The 18,643-nt window shown below is 36.4% G+C and carries 16 protein-coding genes, 2 pseudogenes and 2 other annotated features; of the genes and pseudogenes, 8 read left to right on the top strand and 10 right to left on the bottom strand.

Translation table 11 applies throughout. The features are described from left to right. Nucleotides 1-55 precede the first annotated feature (55 nt). Nucleotides 56-394: a magnetosome magnetite crystal formation protein family gene (locus D0S48_RS16835; protein ID WP_151112887.1), complete on the top strand. Its 339-nt coding sequence runs from the start codon at nucleotides 56-58 to the stop codon at nucleotides 392-394. A gap of 325 nt (nucleotides 395-719) precedes the next feature. Here D0S48_RS16835 and D0S48_RS16830 read toward each other — a convergent pair whose 3' ends face one another. The 6 genes and pseudogenes from D0S48_RS16830 to D0S48_RS16805 form a co-directional block, all read right to left on the bottom strand. Further along, nucleotides 720-1,616, bottom strand: coding sequence for an SGNH/GDSL hydrolase family protein (locus D0S48_RS16830; RefSeq protein ID WP_191963825.1), 897 nt, complete (start codon nucleotides 1,614-1,616; stop codon nucleotides 720-722). A gap of 14 nt (nucleotides 1,617-1,630) precedes the next feature. Then, nucleotides 1,631-2,859 (bottom strand): annotated as a pseudogene (locus tag D0S48_RS16825) (aminopeptidase). 3 nt (nucleotides 2,860-2,862) lie between these two features. Then, nucleotides 2,863-4,014, bottom strand: a complete 1,152-nt coding sequence (locus tag D0S48_RS16820) for a DEAD/DEAH box helicase (RefSeq protein WP_151112883.1) — start codon at nucleotides 4,012-4,014, stop codon at nucleotides 2,863-2,865. A gap of 109 nt (nucleotides 4,015-4,123) precedes the next feature. Then, nucleotides 4,124-4,285 carry a Fur-regulated basic protein FbpA gene (locus D0S48_RS16815; protein WP_144541359.1) on the bottom strand — a complete coding sequence of 54 codons (162 nt, stop codon included), beginning with the start codon at nucleotides 4,283-4,285 and terminating at the stop codon, nucleotides 4,124-4,126. 57 nt (nucleotides 4,286-4,342) lie between these two features. Then, a complete protein-coding gene (locus D0S48_RS16810) occupies nucleotides 4,343-4,924 on the bottom strand; it encodes a VanZ family protein (protein ID WP_144541356.1) in 582 nt (193 codons plus the stop codon). Continuing rightward, nucleotides 4,925-5,641 carry an AAA family ATPase gene (locus D0S48_RS16805; RefSeq protein WP_144541354.1) on the bottom strand — a complete coding sequence of 239 codons (717 nt, stop codon included), beginning with the start codon at nucleotides 5,639-5,641 and terminating at the stop codon, nucleotides 4,925-4,927. A gap of 53 nt (nucleotides 5,642-5,694) precedes the next feature. Here D0S48_RS16805 and D0S48_RS16800 point away from each other — a divergent pair, with 53 nt between their 5' ends. The 6 genes and pseudogenes from D0S48_RS16800 (at nucleotide 5,695) to plsY (ending at nucleotide 11,589) form a co-directional block, all read left to right on the top strand. Next, a complete protein-coding gene (locus D0S48_RS16800; RefSeq protein WP_151112881.1) occupies nucleotides 5,695-6,303 on the top strand; it encodes a DUF3298 and DUF4163 domain-containing protein in 609 nt (202 codons plus the stop codon). A 69-nt stretch (nucleotides 6,304-6,372) separates the two neighbouring features. After that, nucleotides 6,373-7,164, top strand: a complete 792-nt coding sequence (locus D0S48_RS16795) for an HAD family hydrolase (protein ID WP_151112879.1) — start codon at nucleotides 6,373-6,375, stop codon at nucleotides 7,162-7,164. 622 nt (nucleotides 7,165-7,786) lie between these two features. Further along, nucleotides 7,787-8,003 (top strand) — a binding site (T-box leader). Nucleotides 8,004-8,044: 41 nt separating this feature from the next. Beyond that, a complete protein-coding gene (locus D0S48_RS16790; RefSeq protein ID WP_151112877.1) occupies nucleotides 8,045-9,073 on the top strand; it encodes a S66 family peptidase in 1,029 nt (342 codons plus the stop codon). Nucleotides 9,074-9,328: 255 nt separating this feature from the next. Beyond that, nucleotides 9,329-9,727, top strand: a complete 399-nt coding sequence (locus tag D0S48_RS16785) for a hypothetical protein (protein WP_151112875.1) — start codon at nucleotides 9,329-9,331, stop codon at nucleotides 9,725-9,727. Between the two features lie 156 nt (nucleotides 9,728-9,883). Then, nucleotides 9,884-10,885 (top strand): DUF2268 domain-containing putative Zn-dependent protease, encoded by a 1,002-nt coding sequence (locus D0S48_RS16780; RefSeq protein ID WP_191963824.1) that lies wholly within the window; start codon nucleotides 9,884-9,886, stop codon nucleotides 10,883-10,885. 127 nt (nucleotides 10,886-11,012) lie between these two features. After that, nucleotides 11,013-11,589 (top strand): annotated as a pseudogene (gene plsY / locus D0S48_RS16775) (glycerol-3-phosphate 1-O-acyltransferase PlsY). Nucleotides 11,590-12,218: 629 nt separating this feature from the next. Here plsY and serA read toward each other — a convergent pair. Continuing rightward, complete coding sequence (gene serA / locus D0S48_RS16770) at nucleotides 12,219-13,805, bottom strand: phosphoglycerate dehydrogenase (protein WP_144541201.1); 1,587 nt, start codon at nucleotides 13,803-13,805, stop codon at nucleotides 12,219-12,221. Between the two features lie 38 nt (nucleotides 13,806-13,843). After that, nucleotides 13,844-14,992 (bottom strand): pyridoxal-phosphate-dependent aminotransferase family protein, encoded by a 1,149-nt coding sequence (locus tag D0S48_RS16765; RefSeq protein ID WP_151112871.1) that lies wholly within the window; start codon nucleotides 14,990-14,992, stop codon nucleotides 13,844-13,846. A gap of 57 nt (nucleotides 14,993-15,049) precedes the next feature. Beyond that, nucleotides 15,050-15,275 (bottom strand) — a binding site (T-box leader). Nucleotides 15,276-15,644: 369 nt separating this feature from the next. On the opposite strand from D0S48_RS16765, the gene D0S48_RS16760 reads away from it, so the two are divergent. Beyond that, complete coding sequence (locus D0S48_RS16760) at nucleotides 15,645-17,012, top strand: aspartate kinase (RefSeq protein WP_151112869.1); 1,368 nt, start codon at nucleotides 15,645-15,647, stop codon at nucleotides 17,010-17,012. A 100-nt stretch (nucleotides 17,013-17,112) separates the two neighbouring features. Here the strand turns inward: D0S48_RS16760 and D0S48_RS16755 are convergent, their stop codons facing one another. Further along, the gene (locus D0S48_RS16755) at nucleotides 17,113-17,556 is read right to left on the bottom strand and encodes an SRPBCC family protein (protein ID WP_144541207.1); all 444 of its coding nucleotides are present in this window, start codon (nucleotides 17,554-17,556) and stop codon (nucleotides 17,113-17,115) included. 11 nt (nucleotides 17,557-17,567) lie between these two features. After that, nucleotides 17,568-18,530: a GNAT family N-acetyltransferase gene (locus D0S48_RS20730; RefSeq protein ID WP_225321637.1), complete on the bottom strand. Its 963-nt coding sequence runs from the start codon at nucleotides 18,528-18,530 to the stop codon at nucleotides 17,568-17,570. Between the last annotated feature and the right edge of the window lie 113 nt (nucleotides 18,531-18,643).

The raw sequence follows: 18,643 nt of genomic DNA, 5'->3' as shown, positions 1-18,643 counted from the left end.
AGATGGATGCTTTCCGTAGGGAGAGCGATAAGTAATAATAATGAGGAGACTATGAATGGATACCAATAAAATTTTAAGTGCATCAACATATTTTTCTATTTTGTTTGCCCCTTTCATTCTCCCGATTATCGTTTACTTCCTTACATCGGAAAAAGAGGTAAAGTACCACGCTAAGCGTTCATTAATTTCTCATATCATCCCTACTATTTTCTTTGTGCTCTTAATGCTGGCTATATTCGCAAACTTTTTACCTTTAGGCTTTACTGGAGATTCTGCTTCCATGTGGACTAGTATGACTACTGCTCTTATTTTTATGGGTTTATATACAGTGATCAATCTAGTTTTACTTATATGGAATATCGTACAAGGAGTCAAAGTGTTACGGCATGTTTAATAGCTCCTCAAATGGGAATAAGATATTATAGAACAACAAGGAGCGATTGATTATGAAAGTAGGAAAACTAGTAAAAGCAGCTATTAAATGGGCACCTGTTGTGTACCCTCTTGTTCGTAAAGCAATGAAATCCAAAAAAACTGTAAAACGCTAATTGAACTAAGTTAGAAACTTATTAATGTTAATATGGGCTCTTTATAGCCTCTCCAAGGTAGCACTATTATTTAGAAGGAGAAGACTTATTAGTCACCTCCAATAAAAAAAAGCAGGAGAAATCAAATGATTTCTCCTGCTTTTTTTGAATTATTACTTTCTCCAAAATTCTCTATAAAAGAATCCTCTGAAAAACTTTGGATATTAAATTTACATTCGTCAACGATAGGTAGCCAGTGGACACTGTTGCTTTAGCTTGAGAATTTCCACTTGCATTTGTACGTTGACTTTCTATAAGTTCCTCGAATGTTAAAGGATTTGGCTTTGGCATCTCATGTTCATATACGAGCATACGTGAATTGTACTTTGTAAAGAACGAATTTGCCATTTGCCGGTAACCTTCCATGGTAGGGTGTACATCAGCAACATTTGGTATTAAAGTACTCTCTTTTCCTTTGAAAGACTCTTCAACCGAAATATAGGTTGCTCCATTTTTCTCTGCAACTGTTTGAAGGATAGCATGCAGCTGATCTAACTCTTTGCCAATTCCCGCCTTTTGTGAATCATGCACATGAGGATATGCAAAATAGTAACCCATTACATATATGTTAGCTTTCGGAGCTGCTGCTTGGACTTTTTCCAGGATTGCCTCCATGTTTTTTCTCACATTATTAAGTGCAAAATTAGCGGATACCTGTTTGTAAGAGACCATTCCACTTGAAGGATTAACCTGTACTAGTCTTAAAAGATCATTAGCTCCTGCGGATATCGTAACTAGTGTTGCATTAGCCAAAAGCTCCTGTGCTTCCTTTGTTTGAACAGTTCTTAAGACATCAGCAGTTGTATATCCGGGAAAAGCTAGGGCTTTAGAATAAAACCCAAGCAGATTTGCTCTATTTAATTCCTGAGAGATTAAATCTGTATAGCCAGCATCAATTGCCTGATTTGGTGTTTGGCCAGCTGCTAAAGAATCACCTAAAGGAATGTACACCTCTTTCCCCTTAGCTTCAACTGTGTAAGTATTAGATATTATAAAAAGGGCGATGAATATGCCTATCAACCTTTTCAACAATAATCAGCTCCTTAAAATGCCCAAGCACCTTTAATGAAGATGGGTTCTTTTGTTCCATCTGCTAATTCACCTGTTATATCCATATTTCCACTTCCAATCATGAAGTCCTCATGAACAATAGAAGTATTAATACCCATTTTTTCTAACTCTTCTGTAGTAAGGCCACGAGCTCCCTCTACACAGGTTGGGTATGCTTCTCCAATAGCAAAATGATTGGAGGCATTCTCATCAAATAAAGTGTTAAAAAACAATACATTCGATGCAGAGATAGGTGATTCATGCGGAACTAATGCAATTTCGCCTAAATATTTTGCGCCATCATCTGTTTGAATTAGCTCTTGTAGGAGTTTCTCGCCTGTGGCTGCTTGAACTTGGACAATTTCTCCATCTTTAAACGTCAATTTGAAGCCATCAATAACATTTCCTTGATAAACAAAAGGCTTAGTGTTGCTTACATATCCATTCACACCTGTTTTTAGCGGCGCAGTGTACACTTCCTCTGTAGGCATATTAGCGATAAATGGCACGGACTGAGCATTTTTACTAGCTCCTGATTGCCAAATATGTTCCTTTGGTAACTCTACTTCAATATCCGTTCCATCTGCCGTATAATGCAGTTTTTTATAGCGCTTTTCGTTCAATAATGCAGCTCGTGACTCTAAATTATTTATATGTTCCTGCCATTGTTGGACTGCAGTTCCTTTTCCAATGCGTACTACATTAAATATAAGCTCCCATAATGCATCCATTTGTTCTGACTCTGGGAGTTTAGGGAAAACCTTCGCAGCCCATTTTTTAGATGGCATTGCTACGATTGACCAAGTAATCACATCATTCATCACTGCTTTACGGTAATTTTCTAAAGCCTTACCAGAAGCCTTTTGATAGTTAGAAATACGATCAATTGACACACCCTCTAAAAGATCGGGATTATCGGCGTCAATCCACAATAAAGCACCTTTATTTTCAATCAATTCATCTCTTTGAGCAACAACCCATTTTGGCACTTCGTGAAATGCTTCATCGGGGCCATATCGTAAAATAATCGAGCATTTACTTCATCCGTATAGTTTACTTCTACTCTTTTTGCCCCTGCTTCATAGGCTTTTTTAGCAATAAGTCTTGTAAAATCGATTGTATCTGTTGTTGTATTAATGAGTAGCGGCTGTCCCTTTTGAATATTTAGACCTACCTTAACAACTAACTCAGCATATTCCTCTAGATTTTTTTGAAAATCCATACATTATTTCCCCTTTTTATCGATTGTTTTAGATGATCCCTCTATTAATTCACCGCGATACCATATTTTTTGGACTGGCTTGCTTGGAAGCTCTTTTGTCCATTTTTTATAAGTTTTTTCGTCGTTATATGTTAAAAGAGTTAATACCTCTCCATCCTTACCTGCTCGTCCAGTACGCCCTGAACGATGTAAGTATTGCTCAATTGAATGTGGTACATCTACATGAATAACATGAGTTAGTCCCGATATATCTAATCCTCTGGCTGCAACATCTGTAGCGATTAAAATGCTCACTTTTCCATTTTTAAAGTCGTCCAATGCTTTTTTTCTCTCTTCTTTTTTCATTTCAGAATGAAGAGATGCAATTGGAGCATCTCGATAAGATAGCTTATAATCCTTCATCAGTAATTGATCTAGACTGTTAACGAATGCTAATCCTCTCATTCCTTTAAAATGCGAAAGCCTTCTTAATAGTTCTGTCTTGTCTCTAGTCTCTGTTTTTACAAAGCTATGAATGACTTCACCTTTTGCTGGGACTTCCTCCGCTGACACATGAATTCTTATTGGTTCCTTCATCATTCGTTCTGCTACTAGCTCAATTTCCTCTGTTATTGTTGCCGATGTCACGACAAGCTGTCTCTCAACTGTTGCATCTATTAATCCTTTAACAGTAGTACGATGCTCTCTACTAAGTAGCTGGTCACCTTCATCTAACACAATCGTCTTAATCTCATGCATTTTAAGCTTTTTCACCTTTACAAGCTCCTGCAATCTACCAGGTGTTCCTACTACTATATTCGGCTTTTTCTTCAAGCCTTCAATTTGTCGGTTAATATTCGCGCCACCGATTAGCTGAGCAACTGAGACAACAGTACCTGAAGCCCACTCTCTCAATACCTCGACAATTTGCATTCCTAACTCTTGAGAAGGTACCATTATTAATGCCTGTGTTTGCTTTTTTGAAGGATCTACCAATTGTAGTAAAGGAAGCACATACGCCAGTGTTTTCCCTGTACCCGTTGGTGATTCTGCTACTATATCTGAACCGTCAAGCATATGCGGAATAAGTTGTGTTTGGATAGGCATCTCAAAGGCAAATTCTGCTTCTGCCCATTTTTTCTGTAATGTTTCATTTAAATTTTGTATAGCTGTCAAGTTTTTCTCCACCTCATCTGTGTTTGACTCAAGTGTACCACATTTCTATTATCGACCATTAGCCATATAAATAGATAAATGCAATTAAAAAAGTGCCTTATACTAGGCACTAATTTGTTTGTTTCTCTTCATTTATATATTGCTTCATTAATTCGTAAAAATTCAATTCATATAATTGTTTTCCATCAATTTTAAAAACACCTTTGTTTACAAGGTCTTCAATTATATTGTCTCTTCTTTGTTCTGTTTGTGTATCTTTTTGTATCATCATTCTTAGTTGTCTCCTTGCTTTTTTCTCTCCGAATAATATTTACCCCGGACGAGAAATTTATAAACTCGTTGCATGATTTTTCTTGAACACCTTACAGAAAACAGGAAATTTCCTTCTAACCAATAAATAAATCAAATAACCTACTAACGCTCCAGAGCTATTTAACCAAAGATCATCCACGTCACTGCTCCTATTTTGCGGAATTTGAACGATTTCTATAAATAGCGAGATAAGAAATCCCATAATTACAGGAAAGGGGAAAATCTCCATACGTTTGAAGACAAGAGGAAAGAGAAAACCAATAGGTATAAATAGAGCAATATTGCCAAGGAAGTTAATATAAAAAGGCTCCCAATACCCTAAATATATGATAGCGTTCCACGTTTCCTCTAAAACTCGAAACAATTCCAAATTGATACTGTTTACATAAGCCTGTTCCTCTCCATACTTTGGTATGATTGTTTGAGAAAACAAGCCAACTAATACTGCAATGAGAAATAATACACCTAACTCATATAAACCTTCCCTTAAATGAAAGCCTCGCCTCTTCCAACGAATAAGCCTCCAGATAATTAGGACAGGTAAAAAAATAGCAATGGTATAAAGCATTTCATCTATATAATTCATAATTACAGGCATCTAATCACCTTCCAATAACTCCTTTAAAAATTTCTCCCGGTGATCTAGAAAATATTTAGTCGTTTGATAGTGAGCGGTTTGCTCATATTCCACTTCTTCAATTTCTCCGTTATCGAAGCTGAGAATCGTTGCATCTGGAAATCCTAATATAATCGGAGAATGAGTAGCAATAATAAATTGGCAATCCTCTTCTTGTATTAAGTCATGCATAATTCTTAAAAAAGCCAGCTGTCTCTGTGGTGAAAGTGCAGCTTCCGGCTCGTCTAACAAATAAATTGCTCTACCGTTAAAACGGTGTAAAAACAACGATAAAAAGGATTCGCCATGCGATTGCTCATGAAGAGACTTCCCACCATAAAAGTTAATACTTTCACTTTCTTCAACATGAGAAGCAAATTGGTAAAATGTCTCTGCTCGCAAGAAGAACCCATTTGTCACCTTCGGCATCCATGATAGCTTCACATATTTACCTAGTGAGCTTTCTGCAGCATCAACCTCATAATAATTATTTCTTCCTCCACCCGCTGTGTTAAATTCACATTGGTCAGCAATTGCTTCCAATAAAGTGGATTTCCCAGTTCCATTTTCACCTACAAAGAAGGTGACGCTATTTGTAAGCTCAAGTTCCCTAAAGTTCCGGATTGTCGGTATAGTGAATGGATATTCTCCTTCTAAAATACTCTCATCGCTTCTAATCATTATTTTTTTTAAAAACATACGAAACTCCCTTCATTCATATAATAAGTATTATGCTTGAAAGGTTGTGAACAGTGGATTTTCCAGTTTGCGTTACAAACAAATACATCTCCCATTCAAAACCTAACATTTCTGTCAATTATCCTCATATTACTAACTTACCTCATTCGTCTGCAGAAAAAAAGATTAATGGAGACATAGTTTCTCTATTAAATAATATGCTAATCGAACAAGGCTTCTATAATGAATATTTAGTGGAAATGGTAGGCACCTACGAAATTAAGACGAACGAGCGAAATATTTTAAGCTTAAGCCTCACCGTGTATTCCTTTACTGGAGGAGCTCATGGATTGACGATTACTAAATCATTAACCTTTGATACTACCACTGGTAAGCAATACGCATTAAAGGATTTGTTTAAACCCAATAGTAATTATGTGGAGAGATTATCTCAAATCATTTCGAAGAAAATAGAAGCATGGGATGTTCCTCTTCTGGAAGATTTCACTGCTATCCGACCAGACCAAGATTATTATCTAGCGGATCATACTATTGTCATTTACTTTCAGCTCTACGAAATAACACCCTATGTATATGGCTTCCCTTACTTTCCCATTGCCATTAAATCAATCGAGGATATAATTCGCTCAGAAGGCCCTCTCAATACATTATTAACATTTTAATCAACCCTAGTGACATACCTCCCTTCACTAAGGTAAAGTAATAAGTAAGTTAGTGGAGGGGGTACATAGATGAAGACAAAGGCTATATTTTTTGATTTGGACGACACACTACTATGGGACAAAAAGAGCGTAGCAACGGCTTTTCAGAAAACATGTGATTATGCCGCTACTAAGGTAGCAGTGAATACTGTAGAGCTAGAAAAAGCCGTTCGTGAATCGGCAAGCCAGTTATACGATTCATACGAAACACGTCCCTTCACACAGATGATTGGCATTAATCCTTTCGAAGGATTATGGGGAATATTTGATGATCCAGGAGAAGACTTTCAAAAGATGAAGGCACTGATTGCTGACTATCAAAAGCAGTCCTGGACAAACGGTTTAGATAAGCTCGGCGTGGAAGATGCTGCACTCGGAGAAGAACTGGCAATATATTTTCCCCGTATGCGCAAGGAAAGCCCATTTGTATATGAAGAAACATTTGAAGTGCTAGACTTATTAAAGGATAACTATACATTGCTTCTAATGACGAACGGCTCTCCAAGCCTACAAAACACCAAACTTGAAATTACACCAGAAATTGCACCCTATTTCGAACATATTCTAATTTCTGGCGGCTTCGGAAAGGGGAAGCCTGATCCTTCCATTTTTGAACATGCACTTGAGCTCGTTCATGTAGAAAAAGACGAAGTATTAATGGTTGGTGACAATTTAATGACCGACATCCTCGGAGCATCCCGTGTAGGAATCAAATCCGTCTGGATCAATCGTGAAAACAAGCCTGTCTCAGAAGAAGTACAGCCAACCTACACTATTGAAAGCTTGCATGAATTAATCGGTATTTTAGAAAAAATAAAATAATGCTCTCTTTCTATAAGTCTTTTATCGCTAAAAAATTATAAAATTTGAAAAGGCAAGAATGCTCATTTAACAGTATTCTTGCCTTTTCACTACTCGTTTTACTTGCAATGAAGCATCGACAGCAAAGTAGTGGAATAATCGCTAATTAATGTCCCTCTTTTTGTCCAGTTACAACATTCTTTAAAACAAAATTATTATTAAAGACAGGCTGTTTTTATTTTCCATTTAAGTGTAAGTTTTAAATAAAGTTTGATATTTTAAGTCAAGACGGGTTACTTTGTTTATTTGCTGTTTTTTAGGGTTAAAAGGATATCTTTTAATCAAACTTTATTTTAAAGCTACGACAGAAAAGTGTTATCTCCTTCATGGTGTGATATTCATTGCTGTCCAGTTACATTAAAGTCTGTTACTGACATTTATAAAGAAATTTTAAAATCACCTCTCTAGTTTAACTTAGAGGTAATTTTTTTTTGATACTTATGTTAAAATAGCTAGAAATTGTGAAGGGTTACACTTAAACTAACGGTGCAGGAGCAGGTTAGTTGCCAAAGATAAATATTCCAATAAGAACTTATTGACTAAAATATGGATAAATTGTAAAATGGGAAAAATATAAACTAAGGAAAACACAATGATTGGGAGTATTAAGGATTATTTATTGATTAGAGAGCTGTCGGTTGGTGAAAGGCAGTCAATAAATTCCCCAACTCGCCCAGGAGTGGTAAGACTGATATTTAAGTCTTAACGGCTAACCTCGTAATAGGTTTTTGAGTGGATTTGTTTTAATTAAACAAATCAAAAAGAGTGGTACCACGTAGGTATAGCCTATCGTCTCTTATGGGATGATGGGCTTTTTTATATTTATAAGGAGGGATGATAAGTGATAATAAAATATCCAGAAGCTTTACAAAAAGGCGATAAAATTGCTGTTACAGCAATTTCGAGTGGTGTAGAGAAACCATTACATATATTATTAGAGAAAGCAAAAAGTAACATTGAATCTCTAGGGTATAAAGTAGAACTAGCAAAAACGGTATGGAATGATGAGAAATCAAGAAGTGCAACAAAAGAAATAAGAGCAGAAGAATTTATGGAGCTATTAGCGGATCCGGCAATTAAAGCGATTATTCCACCATGGGGAGGACAATTTTCTTTAGAAATTCTTCCGTTGTTAGATTGGGAGAAAATTAAAAAACATACTCCTAAGTGGATATTAGGTTATTCGGATATAAGTACGATTAACTTTGTTTATACCACCATAACAGGTAATGCATCAGCACATGGCATAAATTTTGTGGAGATGTCCGCACCAACATTAGATGAAACGAGCAGTAGTTGGCATAAGGTACTGACAGCGAATCATGGAGATATCATAAATCAAAAATCATCTTTTGAATTTCAATCCTCATGGGAGAAGGTATTTATGAATCCAGCAACAGGTTTTTATTTTGATACCAAAACGGAATGGAAAAGTATAAATACACATGAACATTTTTCTGGAAGATTGTTAGGAGGCGTTATTAATACAATACAAAATCTTCATGGAACACCATTCGATCAAGTGGAAGAATACTTAGATACGTATACAAAGGATCAAGGCACTATCTGGTATCTTGAAAGCGTAGGAATGAGTGCGGCTGAAATCTATCGTGCTTTGTGGCAGATGAAAATAAATGGTTGGTTTAAAAATACTAACGGAGTGTTAATTGGCAGATCAAGTGGATATGCTCCAACAAAAGATTATGAACTAGAAGATGTTTTGATGGACATTTTTTATCATGATAATATTCCGTTTATTTATGATGTTGATATTGGACATTTGCCACCACAAAATACATTAGTTAATGGTGCGCTCGCAAATGTATCATACAAAAATGGTATCGGAAAAATAACTATGCACTTTAAGTAGACTTTTTATAACTATCAATGCTAAGCGCATCAATATAGAAGATTTCTTTAGTTTCATCAAGAAGCAGCATTCTTGTAATAAATGAAATGAGTTTTGGATTACCGGCAAAGTTTGTGAATAAATGTATCTAATCAAAAGGGTGCTTTAGTTAAAGATCAAGGGTTGCTAAATGCAACTCTTTTTTCTTATTGAACTAACCGGGCAGGTCAGTTGAACAAGCATAGGTGTAATAACTAATTAAAAGGTGGAATTATTATGATAGAAAAGAGCAATCGAAATATATGGATAGAAGCCGAAGAGTGGGAATCTAAAGAATGGGATGTTGAGGATGTAAATACTGATGTCAAAGTGACTCTTCCAGACCGTTCTGTTTGGATGGCAACATTTTTCACATACAAAAACATTCAGTCACTAAGAGAGAAAAATGAACAGACAGGCGAATGTATGAATGGAACATACTTTCAAGCAAGCGATATGGTTCTAATTGATATTGCAACTAGAGAACGAATTGTTGAAGTCATTGATTACCTTACCGATAGTGGTGAGTTTGAATCAGTTTTTACTAAGTACCCAAATGTAGATGCTGAAGAGGACCATTTGTATACAGAGGGTTTCTTTAAAAGTAGTAATGAAGAAACATCCTTATTGAACTAACGGTGCAGTTTAGTTCAATAAGAAGGTTTTATTGCGATTGTATTGAATAAGTTAATGTATGTAAATATTTGGCCACGAGGAGCGGTTTAGTGGAAGAAGAGTATCAATGATATATAAATCCTTTTCTGTATCTTAGAAAAGGACATGGGGGATAGAATGAGACGTTTGATAAAATTATCAAATTTACTGTTACTTGTTTTTTTTATACCGGGTTGTATAGATGGTGAAGAACAAAACAAAGGAATACAGGAAAAGAAACATGAGATAGTGGATGATAAAAATACTTCTATGGAAACTACTTACCATTTTTCATATAAAGGACAGGAGTTTAAAATTATTTCATTTTTCGATGAAGTGATGGAATACGCAACAACAATTAGTGAGAATCCTGAGCTTGATAAAAAATCTATCTATACAAAGTATGTATTAGTACCGTTTAAGGAGCAATCTTCTATTAATGATATAACATTAGGCGACCCGCTTTCACCATCTTTGGAAATAGAACAGTTAAAAAAAAATACGAATGAGCTACTTGAAAATCAAGAACAAATTAATAAGTGGATAGAGGAAGCCATATTGAAATCGGCAGAACTGTTATCAGGTAAAGATACAAATATTTATATTTTTCCAGTTAATCCTGAGGAATGGCATCTCATTAATACAGGGGGAGGATTGAGTGGGATGACATTTTCTGAAAGTGATTTTTTGCTTATGATTGACCCATCCGTTTCAGAAGAAACCGTAAAGTATGCGGTGGCTCACGAGTATCATCATACGGTTAATATTTTGCATAATAGTGTACCAATCGAGTATAACATTTTAGATTTAACCATGCAGGAAGGTAAAGCAGATTCCTTTGCAAGTATTGTATACCCTGAAACAAAAGTCATTTGGAAAGAGCCATTATCTAATGATGAAGAGGCTAAGGTGTTAGAAGAATTAAGCGTATATGGCAAATCTATGGATTTTATTATTTACGATAAATTGGTTTATGGCAATAAACGTAAAGATATTCCGAGATTCTCGAATTACAAAATAGGTTATCTAATCACTGAAAGTTATATTGAAAATAATCCAGATATTTCTATTTTGGAATGGACAAAAAAGGGTGCCAAGGAAATCGTTGCGGGTAGTAAATATAGTGCTTTGCTCCAGTAAGAATTGATATATTGTAAGGTGAAAATTATTTTGAACTAACGCAGCAGGTAATGTAAGATGGATTGCAGGAAATCATGTGCAATAAATAGAAATACTTACTTAACAAACTATGTAAGGAGATAACACTTTGAACATTTTAACTTTGATTCTAAGTTATTTAATTGGTTCAATCTCTTTTGCTTTAGTAATCGGCAAAATATTTTATAAGAAAGATATTCGTGATTACGGGTGGTAATCTTGGTGCAACTAATGCTTATAGAGTTTTAGGCATAAAAGCAGGAGTAATTGTTGCAATTGCTGATATATTAAAAGGTACATTTGCTTGTTTACTTCCCCTAATACTTGGTTCTACAGTTAACCCTATTGTATCTGGTTTATTAGCCATATTAGGGCACATATTTTCTGTTTTTGCTAGTTTTAAAGGAGGAAAGGCTGTTGCGACAGCAACTGGAGTTTTTTTGTTTTTGATTCCTTCAGGTGTTTTTGTTGGTTTTGTTGTTTTTGTGTTAACTTTGCTATTTACTAAATATGTATCACTAAGTTCAATGTTGGCTAGTATAGCATTATTCATTTACAGTCTTATATTTGAAGATAAAGTTATGATAGCACTTTCTCTACTAATAAGCTTATCAATAATCATTCTGCATAGACAAAATATAAAGAGAATTGTAAATGGAACAGAAAACAAAATAGTTGAAAATTAGTGTTTACTTGTTAAGCTAACGGGTGTTTTAATTTAATATTCGCTTTCCAAAATTAATGTAATTACATAGGATTTTAAAGTTAATACCATAACATTGGGTTACCAACTATAATGTCACTAGACATTTTGAAACAATACGCCAATGATTTGCTAGAAGCTTGTCTAAATAGTCATTTATACTAATCTCCTAATGTATTGGTTCGTAATTTATTATTCATGAATGAATTCATACTACTTCTTCCCTTACTTCGCACTCCATGATTGGAGCAGCAGGCGGCGACTCCGGTGGGATCAGGGAGACAGATAAGCCATCACTAACGACGCGTAAGCGACGGTGATGGCTTATCGCTCACCCCACGGAAAGCGTCCGACTAAAGCGGAAATCTACCATTTATTGTTTATACATATCATATAAAATGTAGTGGATCGATTCTCATAATCATGTAATTTATTCATGAATGAATTCACACTACTTCTTCCCTTACTTCGCACTCCATGATTGGAGCAGCAGGCGGCGACTCCGGTGGGATCAGGGAGACAGATAAGCCATCACTAACGACGCGTAAGCGACGGTGATGGCTTAACGCTCACCCCACGGAAAGCGTCCGACTAAAGCGGAAATCTACCATCTTACAAATCAATTGGAGTTGCATCATATATATCTGCTAGTGCTTTTAATTTCTCAATTCCCTTAACTTCTACATGTTTGTCAATAGTAAGCATCATGATTGCATCTCCACCGACCTCTGAGCGTCCAACCTGCATAGTTGCAATGTTGATACCTTCCTCTGCAAGCAGCATACCTACACGTCCAATTGCACCAGGCTGGTCTTTATGACGGATAAACAATAAATACCCAGCAGGCACAACATCTACGATGAAATCATCTACACGAACGATACGTCCACCAAGTCCATTTAATAATGTACCAGAAACTTTTCTTGACCCTGTAGCCGTTTTCACTTCTACAGTAATGAGACTAGTAAATCCTTTTGATTTTGGAGTTTTTAATTCATTTACTGTTATTCCTAGCCGATCCGCAAGGAACTTAGCGTTTACGTCATTAACAGATTCACCTAGTTTGCTTTTCAACAGACCTTTTACCGCATTGCGGGATAATGGTCGCGCATCAAAATTAGCGAGCTCTCCAGCATAAGTAATATTTATTTCTTCTGGAGGGCCTTCAGTTAAGTCGCTGAGAAATGAGCCCAACTGTTCAGTAAGATTGAAGTATGGCTCAATTTTTGCTAATACGTCTTTCGGTACAGAGGACAAGTTAACTGGATTTTTGACTATTCCTTCTGTTAAAAAGCTTACTACATCATATGACACGTCTATTGCTACAATTTCTTGTGCTTCTACTGTACTCGCCCCTAAGTGAGGAGTAGCAATGACCTGCGGCAATGTTAAAAGTTTATGTTCTACGAATGGTTCTTCTTCAAACACATCTAGTGCTGCTCCGGCAACCTTGCCTGACAAGATTGCATCGTATAAAGCCTCTTCATCAATAATTCCTCCACGAGCACAGTTGATGATTTGTACACCATCTTTCATTTTTGCAAATGCATCTTTATTAATGAGATGGCGTGTTTCTTTTAGTAATGGAGTATGTATGGTGATAAAATCAGCCGCTTTAATTACATCCTCAACCGTACCAAATTGCACACCTAGCTTTTCTGCTTTTTCGGGAGTTAAGAAAGGGTCATAAGCAATTACATTCATTCGTTGACCTTTCGCACGAACCGCAACCTCTTGACCGATTCTACCAAATCCAACGACACCTAATGTTTTGTTCTTTACCTCTACCCCAATATAAGTTTTACGATCCCATTTCTTATTTTTCAATGAATGGAATGCTTGTGGAATCTTACGGGCAAGAGACATTAACATTGCAATAGTATGCTCAGCTGCAGAGTTTGTGTTGCCATCTGGTGCATTAACTACAATAATTCCGCGCTCAGTTGCTGAAGGTAGATCAATATTGTCTACACCCACCCCTGCGCGACCAATAATTTTTAAATTTGTTGCTTTTTCGATGATTTCACGGGTAACTTGAGTTTGACTACGTACAAGCAACGCATCGAATTCACCAATTTTTTCTGCTAGTTGATCGGGAGTTAAGTCTGTATCTACTACTATATTAAAGCCATCTGCTTCTCTTAATGGAAAAATACCATCCTCACTAAGTGGGTCACTGATTAAAATATTGTATGCCATGATCTTCTTCTCCTTTATCTTTGAAATGATTAAGTCTTTTATTGAGCCAAATAGACTTGCTGTGCTGCCGCTGTACCTTTTCCAAGCTCGATATTCTTACCTAGTTTCTTAAGAGCTACCTCAATTGCACTAATGATTTGTAACTGGTCTGCTGGAGAGCAATATCCCATATGCCCAATGCGGAAAATCTTGCCGGTTAAATGCTGCTGGCCTCCTGCAATAGAAATAGCAAATTCTTTTTTCAGAATCTTACGGAACTCCTCTGCATCAAAATCTTCCGGTTGAACCGCAGTAACTGTTGGAGAAGCATCTTCATCTGAAGTCAATAAAGGTATGCCTAATGCTTTGAAAGCAGCGCGTGTCATATCCTTCATTAGTGCATGTCGAGAATATACATTGTTTAGCCCCTCTGCTTCTAATAAACTTAAAACTTGCTCCAGCCCAAATAACAATGACAAAGCAGGTGTAAACGGTGTAGTATCTTTCAATAAATTATCTCTATATTTTTTTAGACTTAAATAAAATCTAGGCTGATCGTTTTCTTCAATGACTTTCCAAGCTTTTTCGCTAGCAGCTACAAAGGTTAATCCTGCTGGAAGCATGAATGCCTTTTGAGAACCAGTTACCATTACATCGATTCCCCACTCATCCATTTTTGTTTCTACTCCTCCCACACAAGAAACTCCATCTACCACTATTAATGCATCTGAAACCTCTTGAACTGCTAAAGCTAGCTTATCAATTGGATTTAATACTCCAGTAGATGTCTCGCAATAAGTTGAAAAGACTACTTTTATTTCTGGATGCCCTGCTAGAAAAGCCTTTATTTCTTCAGGGTTTAATGCCTTTCCCCACTCAACATTCAATACGTGAACTTTAATGTTAAACGCTTCGCATATTTTAGTGAAACGATCTCCAAAGGCACCTGTTACGACAACAAGCACTTCCTCTCCTGGCTTCACGACATTTACAACTGCCGTTTCTAGTCCAGCTGTTCCACTCCCTGCAATAATGGCGACTTCTTGAGTCGTGCCAAAAACTTTTTTCAAGCCTGGAGCAATTTTCTTAAGCATATCCGAGGTTTCCTTGCCCCGGTGACCAATCATTGATTGGTTCATGGCTCTTTGCACACTTGGTGGAATTGGACTAGGTCCTGGAATACGTAAAATGGTTTGATCTTGAAGCATAATTTTTCTCCTCCTTATTTTTAAAAACAAAAAAGCCCTTCGTCCCCTACATAAAATGTAAGGGGCGAAGAGCTAAAAAACTCACGCGGTACCACCCAAATTTACTGCAAACGTTCTGCAGCCTCTTAGTTCATATGCTTAACGCGCATTCACGGATGAGCCTACTTTTTTCAGTTCACCGATTCAAGAGTGCTACTCCACATACGAAATCACTGATTTGCACCAACCATCAGCTCTCTGTAGATTTACAAAATGCAAAGCTTATCTCTGTCAAAATCGTTTAACGCTTATTGAATTAAACCTATCATACTTAGGTTATTTTCAGTTGTCAATATAGTTTGAAAACTTGGAAACGCTATCATTTTTTTACAACGCTTATAAACCTTGATATAAAGCTATTTTCAAAAATAAAAAAATATTTAATCATTCGTATTTATAATTTTTTTGTGTTGTAACTTTGACATTTTTAGTAAAACGCAACCAAAACACGAACTATATTAAGTTTAAAAAATTAATCATACATATTATGAGTGATTATTTTAAAGAAATTAAGCCTTACATATTGACGTATAAGTTTAAAATTTGTACACTGTATAAAATCATTTGTTTTTTCCATAAATACAAACAAACATAAAAGTAAGGATTTGATGAGATGATCGTAAGTAAATTTGGAGGCACTTCAGTAGCTAGCGCAGAACAAATTAAAAAGGTCGCTAGCATCATAGAAGCTGATTCCAAAAGAAAATATGTAGTGGTTTCTGCTCCTGGCAAACGTTTCGAACAAGATCTGAAGGTGACAGACTTATTGATTAACCTTGCCTACGTAGCTTTAAATGGAGAAAATACAGAGCAATGCCTACACGCTGTAATAGACCGGTATAAGGAAATTGCGTTAGGGCTGAACTTAGAATTGCTCATTTGTGATGTGATTGAGAAGGATTTGCAATCCAGGCTTTCTATGGATCATTCAAATAAGGAATTATTTGTAGACTCTATTAAAGCCAGTGGAGAGGACAATAATGCGAAGCTAATTTCTACTTATTTCACTAGTATCGGTATCCCAGCAAGATATATGTGTCCTAAATCAGCAGGATTGGTGATTAATGACTTTCCTGAACGGGCGATTGCCTTGCCAGAAGCTTACGAAAATCTTCAAAATAACTTACAAAATACAGCAGAAGTAATTGTTTTCCCAGGATTTTTTGGCTACACGAAGGATGGATTGCTCCGTACATTTGAAAGAGGTGGTTCAGATATAACCGGATCAATTTTAGCTGCATCCGTAAAAGCGGAACTTTATGAGAATTTCACAGACGTAGATTCTGTTTTTTGCGCCAACCCTAAGGTAGTGAACTGTCCAGTTGAAATCGAGGAAATTACATATCGGGAAATGCGCGAGCTTTCTTATGCTGGATTCTCTGTGTTTCATGACGAGGCATTAATGCCTGTTTATAAGGCTAAAATTCCCGTTTGCATTAAGAATACGAACAATCCATCGGCACCTGGTACGAAAATTGTTTCTTCCCGAAAAGTTAATCGTCGCCCGATTACTGGAATTTCCGCAGACAGTGGATTTTCTATTCTATATGTAAGTAAATATTTGATGAACCGGGAAATTGGTTTTGGGCGTAAGCTACTACAAATTTTAGAGGAAGAGCATATTTCCTATGAGCATACTCCTTCTGGGTTAGATGATATATCGGTTATCTTCCGAAGCCACCAACTGACACCTGAAAAAGAAAATAGAATCATAAAAAGGGTTACGGAGGAGCTGCATGCAGAGGATGCTCACTTCCGTCACGAGTTTTCCATGATTGTAATAGTTGGAGAAGGAATGAACAATAGTACAGGACTTGCTGCTAGAGCTGCTACTGCAATCGCTAGGACTGGTGCTAATATCGAAATGATCAATCAAGGATCATCGGAGGTCAGCCTTTCCTTTGGCGTTCATCAAAGCAATGAAAACAAAATTCTTCAAGAGTTATATCAGGAATTTTTTGCATCTGTAACAATAGGATAATTATTAAAATGACATCCGGTGAGCGTAGACAAAGTCTTAGTTTCAACATTGTCTACGCTTAAGCTTTGCTTTTAAATAAAGGTGTTCAAATAATTAATCCTTACAAATCTTCCTTGTATACAATTCCCTCTTCCAAATATATTTTAAGAAGCGTCATGGCCTCTCCCCATCCCACCGCACAGTTAATGCATGCTTTTATATCCTTGTCTGAATTGGAATAGCCCACTTCTTTCAACATAATAAGTGTTCCTTTTTGATACGGTTCTAATTTAAATTCCACGGTCGTGACCAACTCGCCCGGAGACCACTGGAAAACAAAGGATTCGTCCCTAACAGCTCTCAAAATTCTACCGCCATCCTCTAGTTCCAGCTTTTCCTGACCAAATCCATCCCATTTTAAGCGAATTTCCCCCGTGCCGTCTTGCTCCATATGAAGAGAAGTTTGATTGGTGAACCAAGCGTTCCAACCTTCTGCAGTTGAAAGAGTTTTATATACTTTATCTATACTTGCTTTGATATACGTTTGATGGTTAATTTCTGGCATCGCTTCTTCTCCTATAATGATTGTAATTGGGCAAGACCAACATGCTTTTCGTAGGAAATAATGGTCATTTTTTCGTTGAGAACCTTTTGTTTACCATTTCGAACATAGCCCATCTTTTCATATAAATAACAATTTCTTTCTTCTTGAAGAATTGTATCAAGCTCCCAGCTGTTAATCTCTGGATAAATCATTTCTAGACGTTTCATCACGTTCTGAGCCAGCCCTCTTCCCTGATAACTATCTAAAATATTAATCATATGTAATCGCATGATATTTGGCGCTGTTTTGTACACATGTACACTACCAGCTAATTTACCAGCCTCTAAAATCTTATAAAATGTCCCTTGAAGTAGGCGCTCATTGAATCTTTCAAAGCTTTGCAATGCAGGGGTTGTTTGATGATCCTCATATTTTGTATAAAGTGGTAAGAAAACTTGTTTTTGAAGTTCATATAGTTCTTCAGCATCTTCCATCTTTGCTTTTCTCAAGGAAATTTTCGATTCAATTATTTCAAAGACATTTTCTAATATGTGATAAGCGATAAACTCTCCTCGGTTAACCATTTCTCTAATTTCCTCTATAGTTGCCCATTTGGCATCTGCCACTTCCTCGTATTGAAGCATTAAATCCTCTATCTTCACGTTCTTTCTTATTAGGTAATTGTCATCAAAGCCCCTAGGAAATTTGACCGTAAATAAAATATCTGCCTGCTCCAGATCTATATCAATTCCTAGCTCTTCCTTTGTTTCTCGCACTGCTGCAATTTCAGTAGTTTCTCCTGTCAAAACTGAGCCTGCAGCTGCGCAATCCCACATATTCGGCCATCCCTTTTTCCATGGCTGACGTTTTTGAATCAAAAGCTGATCTTCATCATTCATAATCCAAACATGGACTACTTCATGAAATGTACCCTCCTCCATTTCTTCACCTCGAATATGAGTCATCCCTGTTCTCTCTCTAAAATTATTTAGCATGTCCCAAACTTCCATATTCCCACCAACCTTGTTATAGTTTAGAATAGTTTATCACAATTTTGTTGACCATCAATAACAAATATGATATATTATAGGTTGTTAACAATTTAGGT

The sequence above is a fragment of the Psychrobacillus sp. AK 1817 genome, assembly GCF_008807035.1.
GTDB lineage: Bacteria > Bacillota > Bacilli > Bacillales_A > Planococcaceae > Psychrobacillus > Psychrobacillus faecigallinarum.
Note: the sequence above shows the minus strand (reverse complement) of the source record. Positions and strands in the feature narration are given on the sequence as shown.

Excerpts from the sequence above, each read along its gene's own strand:
- D0S48_RS16835 (WP_151112887.1), top strand. The coding sequence starts at position 56 with ATGGATACCAATAAAATTTTAAGTGCATCAACATATTTTTCTATTTTG.
- D0S48_RS16815 (WP_144541359.1), bottom strand. The coding sequence starts at position 4,285 with ATGATGATACAAAAAGATACACAAACAGAACAAAGAAGAGACAATATA.
- D0S48_RS16810 (WP_144541356.1), bottom strand. The coding sequence starts at position 4,924 with ATGCCTGTAATTATGAATTATATAGATGAAATGCTTTATACCATTGCT.
- D0S48_RS16805 (WP_144541354.1), bottom strand. The coding sequence starts at position 5,641 with ATGTTTTTAAAAAAAATAATGATTAGAAGCGATGAGAGTATTTTAGAA.
- D0S48_RS16795 (WP_151112879.1), top strand. The coding sequence starts at position 6,373 with ATGAAGACAAAGGCTATATTTTTTGATTTGGACGACACACTACTATGG.
- D0S48_RS16785 (WP_151112875.1), top strand. The coding sequence starts at position 9,329 with ATGATAGAAAAGAGCAATCGAAATATATGGATAGAAGCCGAAGAGTGG.
- D0S48_RS16780 (WP_191963824.1), top strand. The coding sequence starts at position 9,884 with ATGAGACGTTTGATAAAATTATCAAATTTACTGTTACTTGTTTTTTTT.
- serA (WP_144541201.1), bottom strand. The coding sequence starts at position 13,805 with ATGGCATACAATATTTTAATCAGTGACCCACTTAGTGAGGATGGTATT.
- D0S48_RS16765 (WP_151112871.1), bottom strand. The coding sequence starts at position 14,992 with ATGCTTCAAGATCAAACCATTTTACGTATTCCAGGACCTAGTCCAATT.
- D0S48_RS16760 (WP_151112869.1), top strand. The coding sequence starts at position 15,645 with ATGATCGTAAGTAAATTTGGAGGCACTTCAGTAGCTAGCGCAGAACAA.
- D0S48_RS16755 (WP_144541207.1), bottom strand. The coding sequence starts at position 17,556 with ATGCCAGAAATTAACCATCAAACGTATATCAAAGCAAGTATAGATAAA.
- D0S48_RS20730 (WP_225321637.1), bottom strand. The coding sequence starts at position 18,530 with ATGCTAAATAATTTTAGAGAGAGAACAGGGATGACTCATATTCGAGGT.